The organism is Propionispira raffinosivorans DSM 20765 (genome assembly GCF_000381065.1).
Taxonomy (GTDB): Bacteria; Bacillota; Negativicutes; order Selenomonadales; family Selenomonadaceae; genus Propionispira; species Propionispira raffinosivorans.
In genome coordinates this window covers 26397-39298 of the sequence record NZ_KB905850.1, presented here as the reverse complement: position 1 = coordinate 39298, position 12902 = coordinate 26397, and the positions used below count along the sequence as shown (strand labels likewise).

Genomic DNA, 12902 nt, shown 5'->3' with positions numbered 1-12902 from the left:
CTTTTACTGCTGTTTTTTTTGTCTGCTTTTAAACTTTAAATTTTGCCGCTTCACTTTGCAGCACGGTTGCAAGTTCAGCTAGACCATGACTGGCATCGGCAATTTCATGCATTGAAGCAGCTTGCTGCTCTGTGGCAGCCGATACACTTTGGGACTCTTCGGCATTTTTGTTGCTGACATTGTCTATGATAGAAATTGACTGCATCACAGTAGTGCATTTCTGACTCATGGAATCAATGGCTTGGGCGACTTCCGTTATTTCACCAGCCAGTTTATCAATAGCGAGTACGATGTTTTTGAATGTTTCATCGGCTGAGTTGACGGCGGTCATACCGAATTTTACACCTTGTGTACTAGCTTGTGTAGCTAGTATTGCATTTTCCATATCTTGTTCATTGCGTTTTACGAGTGTGCCAATTTGTTCGGATGCCGCACGTGATCCTTCAGCAAGTTTTCGAACTTCTTCGGCTACAACAGCAAAACCACGACCTTGTTCACCGGCACGAGCAGCTTCGATTGCAGCATTTAATGCTAATAAATTTGTTTGTCCGGCAATATTGGAAATTAAATCTACGATGGTGCTGATTTCCTTAGAACAAGCGGCGAGTTCTGTTACAGAATGTTCGACATTTTGCGAACCGCTTTCAATTAAGGTCATTTGCTCTACTACTTTAGCAATTTCACTTCGTCCGGCGGTTACTTCCTGGCCGGTCTTTTGTGTAATAGATTGAATTGCTGTTGTTTTTTGTGAGATACGAATCGTTTCATCTGACATTTCACGTGCTGCCTGATCGGAATTTTTAGCAAGCTTAGACTGCTGATCAGCGCCTTCTGCAATTTGGATGATAGATGCGGCAACGTGCTCAGAAGCTTCGGAAGCTTGATGCGCACCAGCGGTCAGTTCTTCACTGGAGGCGGCAACTTGTTCCGCTTGTGACTGTACATTGATGATGAGCTTTCCAATCGTCTGACGCATCTGGTGGAAGTCTTGTGCCATTTGACCGACTTCATCTTCGGAATTTATATCTAACGCATGTTCACGTAAGTCGCCTTTTCCGAGTAATGCACATGCATCACGTACCTTTTGTATCGGTGTGGTCATTTTTTTTGCAAAATAAAAAATGAGTACACTGGCTAGAAGCAGGAAGAATAGTGAAACACCAATCATTACCTTGGCTAAAGTTCCAGCTTTTTCATTGATTTCACTCGTTGGGGCAGTGACTACCATAACCCAGCGATTCCCAGCAAGTTCGATCGGTGTAAGGATTGCCATGTGCATGGTGTTATCTAGTGCATTTTGATACGTAGCTTGCTGCTGCTTTCCGCTCGTCATTACAGTTTGATATATTTCGCTTAAAGGTGTATCCTGCAATTTAAGCTTACCCGCAACACTCGGATCTTTTTGATTGGCAATCACGAGTCCTGTGTTGTCGATGATGTAGCCGTATCCCGTTTTTTGGAATTTTATATTTTCAATTGATTTCGATAATAAATCTGTAGACAAAGTAGCACCTATGAAGCCATCCATTTTCCCATTGTTTTTTATCGGTGTGACGAGCATGATCGATAACTTTCCTGTGGAAGAAGAAATATTCGGTTCGGACACATAAGATTCTTGATTTTTTTGAATCACAGGTGTATAAGAGCGCTGTTTATAATCAAAATGGTTCCCTTCCGCGGTAATGCCATAATTAACGCCAGCATCTTTAAGATTTACAAAAAAAAGAGTGGTGTAATTTGCCCGACGGCTTTTTTCTGCATTTAAATTTTCTAAGACTAAAGACTCATTAAGCGATTTACTGTCTTTCGAGGCGGCGATATCTTCAAGATGAATCAAACGAGAGGAGATTTCATTGGAAACATCTGCAGCATATTCATTCCCAAGGGTTTCAGCTGTCTCGACAGAACTCTCTTCTAAATAAGTCTGGGCAAGATAATAACTGATTCCAGATAAGATAATGAAATTTATCAAGAATAAAGGTAAAAGAAAAAGTAAAAATTTGGTTTTAATCGTTTTTATATTCATAAGTGCAACCCCTTTGTATTAAAATAGCCATGCCTTTTCGAAAACTAACATAGATTTATCATATTGCAAAAATAAAATGAATATTTCAACAATATAATATACTATAGGGAAACTGTATATATATTATACTATACTATATATAAATAAAACACCCCTGCACATGGACTAAAGACCTATTAATAGGCGAAAAGAAGGTAAACACAAAAGTTTATTTAATTACTTAATTCATATATAAGTTGAATGAAATAGTTTATATCATCCCATTCCTGGCAGACTGATAGGCTGGATATAATATCTACTTATAGTGTATAAAAAAGTACCTGTAGACGAAACACCTTGGTGTGTTTTGAATCTACAGGTACTTTTTTTATTTTTATAAAGCTGCTTCATCTGTGCCTGTTTTTATAGTAGTTGCTGGTTTTTTTATATTGAGACTTGTATCTGTTATTTGTATGGTTCCCGGGTTGTTGTAGAGCATATTATAAAGTGTAATCGGGATATATGTATTACCACCGATCATAATCGGTGCTGAACCCAGTGTCATTGGCTCACTTATGCCGATTGCGTTGCTGCTTGTATAAGCATATGCATTTGAACCAACAGTGATACTGGTTTTTATAGTTCCATTATCGAGTTCTGTTGATTTTGTTTTAGGATTCCATGTAAGTGTGAATCCTAAAGCTTCCGCACTTTTCCGCAAGGGAACCAAAATTGTGGTTCCTTTCGTATAGATATTGATTCCAGCGAGATCAATATTTTGCCCGTTGACTTGCAAAGTATAATAGGCAATCGACAATTTTTGCGGAGTCGATACAGCTGTTTTGATAGAGGCTTTCTTTTGAATAGATGCTGTTGCTGCAAAGGCAGGCGGAGCTGCAGCGATACTGATGGAGAGAATTACAGCGAGACATAATACACCAGTGTAAAATCGTTTCATTAACATTCTTCCTTTCAAATTTTTTGCGGATACTTCGTTTTTGGGTAATTTGCATCCACAAAACTACAAGGAAAATTATACAACAAGCTAGAAAAATTATCAATAGAGCTGTCCCTGCTTATTGATAATCAGCACTTAACCAAGCAGCATTCGGTCATTAGCCAGTGCATCACCGCTTGCCTTTTCAAACATCTTAAGCAGATCCTGGATGGTTAGATTTTTTTTAGCTTCTCCAGCCACGTCGATAATCAATTTTCCGTTATGCAGCATGATCAAGCGTCCGCCAAAACGTAAAGCATCGCGCATATTGTGTGTAATCATAAGCGTGGTAAGTTTGTGGCGGTTGACAATCTTATTGGTCAGCTCCAGTACTTTTTCAGCAGTTTTAGGATCAAGAGCGGCCGTATGCTCATCGAGGAGCAATAATTTTGGTTTACCCATCGTTGCCATTAAAAGTGTCAAGGCTTGCCGCTGTCCGCCCGATAATAGCCCCACTTTACTCGTTAAACGGTCTTCGAGACCAAGGTTCAATTCTTTTAACATTTCGATAAATTGCTGGTGGTCTTCTTTGCGTGATCCCCAACGCAAGGTAGGTATTTTACCACGGCGCGAAGCAATGGCTAAGTTTTCTTCAATCATCATTCCCGCCGCTGTCCCCATCATGGGGTCCTGGAAAACGCGTCCAATAAATTTGGCACGTTTATGCTCAGGGACATTCGTTATGTCATTTCCATCAATCGTGATTTTCCCCTCATCAACAAAAAATGCACCCGCAATTGAGTTCATAAGAGTTGACTTTCCAGCGCCATTGCCACCGATTACGGTGACGAATTCACCTAGAGTGAGATGAAGACTCAGATTTTCTAAAGCATATTTTTCATTAATTGTACCAGGATTAAAGGTTTTTGTTATATGTTCAATTTTTAGCATATTTTATACCCCTTCGTTTCTGTTCATTCCATTTGTTTTTGAACAGTGGCATGGAAAGTGCAAGGGCAACCAAGATTGCCGTGAACAGTTTCAAGTCATTTGGCGGCATTCCTAATTGTAAAACCAGGGCAATGACAATGCGGTAAATAATAGAGCCCAAAACAACGGAAATCAGACAGTTTCTGAAACTACGCGTGCCAAAAAGCACTTCACCGATAATGACAGAAGCAAGTCCAATGACAATCGTTCCAACCCCCATGCCGACGTCGGCAAAACCATTACTTTGTGCTACGAGTGCCCCAGAAACAGCAACGAGTCCATTGCTGAGTAAAAGCCCCAAAATGATTGTAAAATCCGTATTAACGCCATTAGCACGAATCATTTGCACATTAAAGCCAGTGGCACGGATAGCTGAACCGATTTCTGTCCCGAAAAACCAATACATGAGAACCATATAAAAAAGAGTACTGATGATGCCAACTAAGAGTACAACTGTCTGTGTGTCGAATCCGTAACTATTGAATAAAGAAAAGATGGTATCAATCCGCAGCAAAGATAAATTGGCTTTGCCCATGATTCTTAGATTGACAGAATACAAAGCAATCATGGTTAAGATGCCTGCAAGCAAGGCCGGTATCTTAAGCTTTGTGTGCAGGAAACCTGTGATTACACCTGCCAGCATACCGGCAATGCCGGCACACAAAATCGCAGTGAAGGGGCTGGATCCGCTAACGAGCATCGCGGCAGCAACGGCTGCTCCCAAAGGGAAACTGCCTTCTACGGTGAGGTCGGCGATATCGAGGACACGAAATGTCAGATATACGCCAAGAGCTAAAATAGACCATAATAGGCCTTGTGATATGGTTGGGATAAGTAAATCCAACATGATAGATCCTCCTTGTGTTTCATATTTAAAAAATAGCGAAGGGTATCCTCATGGCGAGGAACCCTTCGCACTCATTGCGGAAAGTTATTTTACAAGGTCAGCACCATTTAATAATTCCTGTGGAATTGTGATGCCAAGTGCTTGGGCGTTGCTTTCATTAATGGTGATTTGCATTTCTTTGGCTGACTGGATCGCCATGGTGGCTGGTTTTGATTTGCCGGATAAAATGTCTGCCGCCATTTCACCTGTCTGGAAGCCTAATTTATAATAATCAACACCGTACGTTGCTAAACCACCAGCTTTGACCATGTTCGGTTCGCCGCAAATTACCGGTATTTTTGCCGGATTTGTAATGGATACGAGTGTTGGCATGGCCGATGCGATTACGTTGTCAGTTGGTTCGTAGATTGCATCTACTTTACCAACCAGACTTTGTGTTGCCTGCTGGATGTCATTGACTGTTGAGACAGTTGATTCGATGACAGTAAGGCCTTTTGATTCAGCATAGGCTTTCATAATATTGACTTGTGTTTGAGAATTTACTTCACTGGAAGAATAGACAGTACCAATCGTTTTTGCATTTGGTACGAGTTTTAGTAAAAGATCAATTTGTTCTTTAATTGGGTTCATATCCGTAGTTCCCGTCACGTTACCTTTTGGTTCAGCATTACTGGCAACCAGTTTTGCCTGTTCATAATCTGTAACCGCTGTTGCTGTGATGGGAATGTCTTTTGTAAGATTTGCGACTGTTTGTGCTGCCGGTGTGGCGATTGCACAGATTAAGTCAACTTTGTCGTTTACAAAACGTTGGGCGATGTTTTGCAGATTGGATTGATCGGCTTGGGCATTTTGGCGGTCAAAGGAAATGTTTTCGCCTTCCTTATATCCTTTTGATGCAAGCCCGTCGACGAAACCTTTGTTGGCCGCATCGAGAGCGTTATGTTCGACGAGTTGGACAATACCTACTTTTGCTGATTTTTTACCAACGGCTCCATTTGTTGCATCCGAATTGCCGCAACCAGATAAAACAACGGCTGTAGTCATTGCTGCTAAACCGATACAGAGTAATTTTTGTTTTGTCTTTTTAATCATTCTTACCATCCTTCCATGCTACAAGGTGCTGTTTTGTAAGTCGCTACAAATTACATTTATTCGACAAATAAAAACACCCTCCTGCAATTTTACTGCATTTTATGTAAGTTTGTAAACAGGTTGTTGCATTTTTTGTAAAGTTTTGTGTGAAAATAGATAGGGATTTTATTATATGGTTTGAAACTTTTCAATAAATGCAAGTTATACACAGAAAACAGAGGATAAACACAGTGCTTCTGTGTATAACTTCATAGATATTTGATATTTCGCCAAGTTATCCACAACAAAAAAGCTTTCTTCGCTCGATTCAGCAAAAATTCAGCGATTTGTAGTATACTATATATAATTTCACGTTTGAATGATGCTAGCTATTTTGGTCAATCATTTAGTGAAGTTTAGTTTTTCAAAAGGGGCTGTGTTATTCTGTTTTTACCTACAAAAAAAGTTTTATGGGAGATTATTTTATTGTTCTTTATTTTAGTTTGCGGTGCATTTTACATTTCGTTAAACTATTTTCAAGGCATTCCAGTGTTAAACTATCATCAAATCAATGATCAGGATCATAATTCATTAACACTCAGCAGCAGCGAATTTGAAGCACAGATGAAATATTTGGCGAAAGAGGGGTATACGTCTATTACCCCGGATGAACTCGCCGATTATTTGCAATATAATAAAGAGGTTCCGGCAAAATCGATTTTAATTACATTTGATGATGGTTATAAGGATAATTATATCAATGCATATCCAATTTTGCAGAAATATCATTTAAGTGCAACCATATTTCTGATTTCTGATTTTGTTAATACATACGATCGGTATTTGACATGGGATGAAATTCATGAGATGGAGCAAGGCGGCATCAACTTTGAGGGGCATACGATGAGCCATTTGGTTTTGACACAGGCAGTGTCTGATGCTGAACTGCAAGATCAACTGGAAAAATCAAAACAAGCGTTAGAGTGGCGGCTGGGAAAGAAAATTCAGTATTTGGCCTATCCGTGTGGTTTTTATAATCAGCATGTGATTGATTTTACGAAAGCGGCTGGCTACCGGGCAGCTTTTACGATTAATCTTGGGCGCGATACAACTAGTTCAACCTTATATTCCTTGAACAGGATTCCGGTTTTTGGTGGAGGAACGCATACCTTTATGCATTTTTGGCTTCGGCTTAAATTTACACAAATCTTTGATTCTCTGCAAAATCTAAAAGCATTTTTACTGAAAGAGGGTAAACCTTCACTGGCGCAATTGATTTATATCCCGTAATTTATAAAAGTTTACAATAAAAAAGTTTGAGCTGAAGCGATTGCTTCGACTCAAACTTTTTTGTTGTTTTAGAGTTTTTGTTTATTTCTGTGTAGTGTTATCTTTATTGCTATCTTTATTTTTAGCGGCAGCTTTTTGAGCAGCTTTTAATTCTTTTTGCATAGATTTTGTGTTATCTTTTAAATCATCTTTATGTTTTGCTGCATAATCGATGACTTGTTGTGCAAAAATATATTCAGGCTGATCTTTTGGCAATACTTTAAGATCATAAAGTTGATCAGAATTTTCTGATGATAAAATATTAAAAACTGTGTCTACATCATTATGACTGCGAATCCAAACGGTTTTTTTATCTAAGTCGATTTCTCTGACTTCGATAATGCCATGGAAATTAGCATATCCAGACAATTTTTGGCCGCGAGCTTCACGCTGAGTGATGATCGCCTGTGGTTTTGGTGGTTCATAGGTCATGATAGTGGAAAAAAGCAGACGGCTTTTATCAATATCTCCATGTTCGTCAAGTGCGTATGACATTTTTTTATTGCCAAAATAATAATTGGTTTGGTCGGAAGAGAAAGCCCACTGGTAATCATTTATTTCTGGGGTTTTCGCTTGAGCAAAACCTGCTGGAAGCATCAAAAATAACGCGAATAAGGCACCTAATAAAGTAATCATATGTTTTTTCATAAAAAATCTCCTCGATAATATATTTTATATTTTATTGGTTTTTGGTTATAAAGAACTTTACATCATCTATACCACCATCCTTTTCGTGGCAGATATAATTTTAGCTTACTTAAAGCTTACTTAAACCGAGTTTTCGCTTTTTCGATAGCCTTTTCAAGGCTCAGCCAAGCTTTTTCAGTTCCGGTTTTTATATCTGTCCAAGCATTTCCGGTTGATTGTTTGAGCTGACCGTAATTTACGATTAATTCATCGCGTTTTTCTTCCAAGTTTTCTATTTGTGATAAATATTCTGTTTTCATGTCATCCTGAACTTCCGCAACCTTGAATTTGATTTCCGCTATTTTCAAATCGTAGTCAGCAAGCTTTTCTTCAAGTTTTTTTAAATACTCATTTCGTTTTTCCATAGTTTGCACCGCCTATTTTTTGAATCGATTCAGTTTTTTCTGAAGCAATAGTGTGTAAAATTATTCCATTGATTAAAATGTGAAAAGCAGCAAAAGTTGATTAATTCTGAATATTTTGAATACTTTTTTGCATTTAACAATAGGCGAATTGTAATTATACTTTTTTGCCTATTGCCATATATTTGAGCGTTGTCAGGGTTCTTTGCTTTTTAGACAACAAAAAACCGCGTTGGTGAATACGGATATGTGATAATGAGTATGAAGTCTCTTACACGTAATCGTTGTATGCCCAAAGCGGTTCACGAATATATGATTTAGATACTATGGTGTAGATCACTCTGTCTACAATCTAGTATATAATATTTTTTCTATTTTGTCAAATTTTATACTTGCATTAACTGTAAAACTTGTGATATAATAAAAATTTGTAAATTTTTACTAAGATCTTATCCTTCCAGACCAGCTGGATGTAAGACGCTGGATAAAAAGGTTTGGCAGCGTTTACTTTGTGGATTGCTAAACAGCTCTTTGGGGGTGTTTTCTTCGACAATATATCCACCATCCATGAAAATGACTCGATCAGCGACTTCACGAGCAAAACCCATTTCATGAGTTACAACGACCATGGTCATGCCAGCCTGGGCCAAATCTTTCATAACTTTCAATACTTCGCCGACCATTTCTGGGTCAAGTGCACTCGTTGGCTCATCAAACAGCATGATTCTAGGACCCATTTCCAAAGCTCTGGCAATGGCGACACGCTGTTTTTGGCCGCCAGATAAGGTAGATGGATATACATCTTTAAAATCAGTTAACCCGACTTGCTCAAGGAGCGCCAGAGCTTTTGTTTCAGCCTCTTTCTTACTCATTTTATTCAATAAAATTGGCGCCATGGTTATATTATCCAGCACAGTAAAATTTGGAAACAAATTAAAAAGCTGAAAAACCATGCCGATTTCTTTTCGCAGGTTATTGATGTTTTTCATGGTGGTAATTTCTTCCCCGAGGATTTGAATTGTTCCGGCTTGTATTTCTTCCAGACGATTTAAACAACGTAATAATGTGCTTTTCCCTGATCCCGATGGTCCGATAATACAAATTACTTCGCCTTCTTTTACATTAAAAGAAATATCTTTTAAAACTTCATTTTTGCCAAAGAACTTTTTGATGTTATTTGCCTCTAGAATCATAACTCATATTCCTTTCGATCCTTCTTGTAATCAATGACAAGATTGTAATTACAATTAAATACATAATTGCCAGATAAGAATACACTTCAAATGGTTTAAAATTTCTTGCCACAATGATTTCACCATTCATAACCAGTTCACGAACACTGATTGCTGAGAGAATCGAGGTATCTTTAATTGTTGTAATAAATTGGTTTAAAATAGCAGGAATCATGATTTTGATCGCTTGTGGCAAAACGACACGCATCATAGCCTGGATATAGCTTAATCCCAAGCTGCGAGCGGCTTCTACCTGCCCAATATCAACTGCCTGGATACCGCCGCGGAAAATTTCAGCCATATAAGCACTGGCATTAATTGTTAAAGAGATCACCGCTGCTGTTAATGCGGAAAATTGTAAATTCAGTCCGCCGCCGATACCAAAAAAAATGAAAAAACCCAACACCATAAGTGGAATACCGCGGACAACATAGATATAAAATGTGGCGATTCTTTCTAGCCATTTGATCTTGCTAATACTGAATATACCAAGTATTACACCGATAATACAGGCGAAAATCAAAGAAAGAACAGCCATGAATAGAGTCATTTCTAAACCGGATAATAGAGTTGGCAGACACTCGATAAATAAACTAAAATATGCAGCCATATTTGGTACTCCTATCTATATGTGCCCCCAAAAAGGGGGCACATTGTTCACTAAGTCAAAGAGAATGTTTCATTATAAATATTGTTTTACGATTTTATCGTATGTTCCATCGGCTTTGATTTTTGCTAAGCCTTCATTAAATTTTTTCAACAATTCAGCATTGCCGCCTTTTTTTACAGCAAAACCATATTGTGGAGGCGTGTTGATCGCATCAACCGCAACGCGCAGTTTGTCTTGTTCACCAATTTTAATCTGATAGCTAATAACAGGGTAATCTTCAATAAGAAAATCAGCAGCACCATTTGCTACGGCCATCATCATGCTTGGGGAATCATCATAATATGTAACGTTTAATTTATATTTATCTTTATTGTCTTCGGCAAAGGTTGAACCAGTTGTTCCTTTTTTTACGGCAACTGTTTTTCCTTGGATGTCTTCAATGGTTTTGATCGTTGTGTTTGTTTTACTTACAACAATAGCTGAACCGGAACTGATATATCCATCTGAGAAATCTACGCTTTTAGCACGTTCTTCGGTGATATTCATGCCGGCAATAGCACCATCTAATTGTCCAGAAACGATGCCGGGGATAATACCACTAAAATCCATTGGCTTTAATTGGTATTTAAAACCTTCTACTTTGGCAATGGCATCTAAGAGTTCAACATCGATACCTTTGTATTTTCCATCAATTTCCATGGAAAAAGGAGCATATTTCGCATCACAAGCGATAATGAATTCTTTATCGGCGGCATTGGAAGCTGAACTAGAACTGCTTTTTTCAGCTGCTGGACTTGATCCACAGCCGCTAACCAATAGAGCTAAAATCATCATACAAGTTGATACGAGAGCTAAAATACGCGTGTTTTTCATAAAAAATCCTCCTCTGAATTTAAAAAATGTAACAAAAAAAGTCCACAGATAATAATATCTGTGAACTTCATTGTTCATTGGTACGAGACCTCAATGGAAGTATTGTAGCATTATCATTTTTTTTTGTCAACATAAATCCTAATCAAATACAAACTGGTATTGCATAATGCAATACCAGTTTGTTGTAACAATGTTTTTTAAATTGTACCATCCCAGGTACTGACTGTTTTTGACTTTTTTTCATCTTCATCAAACCAATGCGTAGTGACAACTTTTCCTTCGGTATAGAATCTGTAGCCATCTTTACCGAGGCAGTGCAGATCACCAAAAAAGGATTGCTTGTGTCCGTTAAAAGCGAAAACACCTACTGGAACAGGAATGCCAACATTTACGCCAACCATACCGCCGTCTGTATGGCGAACGAATTCTCTGGCATAGTGACCATTTTGTGTAAATATAACCGATCCGTTGGCAAATGGATTTGCATTCATCACAGATAGGCCTTCTTCAAAAGTTTTTACTCGTTTTATACAAAGAACAGGACCGAATACTTCTCTATCGCCGATGGTCATGTCAGGTTTTACCTGATCGAAAATCGTAGGTCCCACATAAAAACCATGCTCATAACCTTTTACTGTTATATTGCGACCATCGAGAACTAGTTTGGCACCTTCATCAATACCCTGTTGAATCCAGTCCAAGACGGATTTTTTATGTGCTTCATTAATGACCGGTCCCAACTGTGTCTTTTTATTATAGGCAGCACCGACGATTAAAGCTTTTGCTTGTTTTATAATCGCTTGTGTTAATTCATCGGCAATACTGTCTTGTGCTACAATCACTGGTAAGGCCATGCAGCGTTCTCCAGCACAGCCGAAGGCAGCATTGACGATGCCAGCGGCTGTCCGGTCAATTGGGGCATCGGCTAATACAAGGGCGTGGTTTTTGGCTTCACATAAAGCTTGGACTCTTTTACCTGAAGCGGCAGCTGTGGAATAGATATGTTTCCCAACTTCAGTAGAACCAACAAAGGTAATTCCTTTTACGTCAGGATGTGTCAGTAGAATTTCGGCTTCATGACGTGAACAGGTAACAATATTAATAACACCATCGGGAAGACCAGCCTCTTTATACAATTCAACGATACGGAAACAGGTTTGAGGTGTAAAGGTTGCGGCTTTCAAGACAATTGTATTACCACAGGCAATGCAAATTGGTGTCATCCAGCCCATTGGAATCATTGCTGGAAAGTTAAATGGAATAATTCCGGCAAAGACACCTAAGGGTTCACGATACGATACGGTATCATATCCTTTAGAAGCATCAAGTAAACTTTCACCCATCATTAAGGACGGTGCAGCAAGAGCCTGTTCCGTTCCTTCTTTTGCTTTAAGAACATCACCTTCGGCTTCGCCCCAGGCTTTACCGTTTTCTAAAGCGACTAAATGAGTTAACTCATTCATATTTTCTACTAAGAGTTCTCGAAATTTATGTAAGATCTGAACTCTTTTAATGACTGGTGTCGATGACCAGCCGGAAAAGGCAGCTTTAGCTGCGGCAATTGCTTCTGTTACTTCATCTGGAGTACAACGTGGTACTTTTGCGATGATTTCTCCAGTGCTTGGATCAAAGGCATCCGAATAGATTTCGGTTTTGGAGGTTTTGAACTCTCCATTTACGTAATACTGCAATTTTTTAACTTCTTGCATAGTAAAACACCCTTCTTCCTAAAAAGTAATAATATTCTGTTAATATGATAACATTTTGAGTATAGTAAAACAAGTATTTTTATTAAGTTTATTATTTTGTTGATAAAGTTATGGATATATTATGATAATATAATGGATTTAAATTCAATGAAAAGCATGAAATGTTTCGTTGATCGTATCAATCATGCTTTTTATAGGATGAAATTTGAGATATTTTGTACGATATTTTTTTTATTTAAAGGTCTTGGAA

12 protein-coding genes are annotated in these 12902 nt (G+C 38.4%); 1 reads left to right on the top strand and 11 read right to left on the bottom strand.

The window, feature by feature from the left end; all coding sequences use genetic code 11:
• Window positions 1-28 precede the first annotated feature (28 nt).
• The 5 genes from F606_RS0110640 to F606_RS0110620 all read right to left on the bottom strand — a co-directional run bounded on the left by F606_RS0110640 (window position 29) and on the right by F606_RS0110620 (window position 5871).
• A complete protein-coding gene (locus F606_RS0110640; RefSeq protein WP_019553868.1) occupies window positions 29-2026 on the bottom strand; it encodes a methyl-accepting chemotaxis protein in 1998 nt (665 codons plus the stop codon).
• A gap of 373 nt (window positions 2027-2399) precedes the next feature.
• The gene (locus F606_RS0110635; protein WP_019553867.1) at window positions 2400-2963 is read right to left on the bottom strand and encodes a stalk domain-containing protein; all 564 of its coding nucleotides are present in this window, start codon (window positions 2961-2963) and stop codon (window positions 2400-2402) included.
• A gap of 135 nt (window positions 2964-3098) precedes the next feature.
• Window positions 3099-3893, bottom strand: a complete 795-nt coding sequence (locus F606_RS0110630) for an ABC transporter ATP-binding protein (RefSeq protein WP_019553866.1) — start codon at window positions 3891-3893, stop codon at window positions 3099-3101.
• Window positions 3880-4776 (bottom strand): ABC transporter permease, encoded by an 897-nt coding sequence (locus tag F606_RS0110625; protein ID WP_026329347.1) that lies wholly within the window; start codon window positions 4774-4776, stop codon window positions 3880-3882. Before F606_RS0110625 ends, F606_RS0110630 begins: the two co-directional genes overlap by 14 nt.
• An 87-nt stretch (window positions 4777-4863) precedes the next feature.
• Window positions 4864-5871 (bottom strand): ABC transporter substrate-binding protein, encoded by a 1008-nt coding sequence (locus F606_RS0110620; protein ID WP_019553864.1) that lies wholly within the window; start codon window positions 5869-5871, stop codon window positions 4864-4866.
• Between the two features lie 465 nt (window positions 5872-6336).
• Here F606_RS0110620 and F606_RS0110615 point away from each other — a divergent pair, with 465 nt between their 5' ends.
• Window positions 6337-7140: a polysaccharide deacetylase family protein gene (locus F606_RS0110615; RefSeq protein ID WP_019553863.1), complete on the top strand. Its 804-nt coding sequence runs from the start codon at window positions 6337-6339 to the stop codon at window positions 7138-7140.
• Between the two features lie 81 nt (window positions 7141-7221).
• On the opposite strand, the gene F606_RS0110610 is transcribed toward F606_RS0110615, so the two are convergent.
• The 6 genes from F606_RS0110610 to F606_RS0110585 all read right to left on the bottom strand — a co-directional run bounded on the left by F606_RS0110610 (window position 7222) and on the right by F606_RS0110585 (window position 12652).
• Entirely contained in the window at window positions 7222-7827 is a 606-nt protein-coding gene (locus F606_RS0110610) for a hypothetical protein (protein WP_019553862.1), read from the bottom strand.
• 116 nt (window positions 7828-7943) lie between these two features.
• A complete protein-coding gene (locus F606_RS0110605) occupies window positions 7944-8231 on the bottom strand; it encodes a sll1863 family stress response protein (protein ID WP_019553861.1) in 288 nt (95 codons plus the stop codon).
• Between the two features lie 446 nt (window positions 8232-8677).
• Window positions 8678-9418: an amino acid ABC transporter ATP-binding protein gene (locus F606_RS0110600; protein WP_211210062.1), complete on the bottom strand. Its 741-nt coding sequence runs from the start codon at window positions 9416-9418 to the stop codon at window positions 8678-8680.
• A complete protein-coding gene (locus F606_RS0110595) occupies window positions 9402-10070 on the bottom strand; it encodes an amino acid ABC transporter permease (protein ID WP_019553859.1) in 669 nt (222 codons plus the stop codon). The genes F606_RS0110600 and F606_RS0110595 overlap by 17 nt, the downstream gene beginning before the upstream one ends.
• 72 nt (window positions 10071-10142) lie before the next feature.
• Window positions 10143-10943 (bottom strand): transporter substrate-binding domain-containing protein, encoded by an 801-nt coding sequence (locus tag F606_RS0110590; RefSeq protein WP_019553858.1) that lies wholly within the window; start codon window positions 10941-10943, stop codon window positions 10143-10145.
• A 197-nt stretch (window positions 10944-11140) separates the two neighbouring features.
• Entirely contained in the window at window positions 11141-12652 is a 1512-nt protein-coding gene (locus tag F606_RS0110585) for a CoA-acylating methylmalonate-semialdehyde dehydrogenase (protein WP_019553857.1), read from the bottom strand.
• Window positions 12653-12902: the final 250 nt, after the last annotated feature.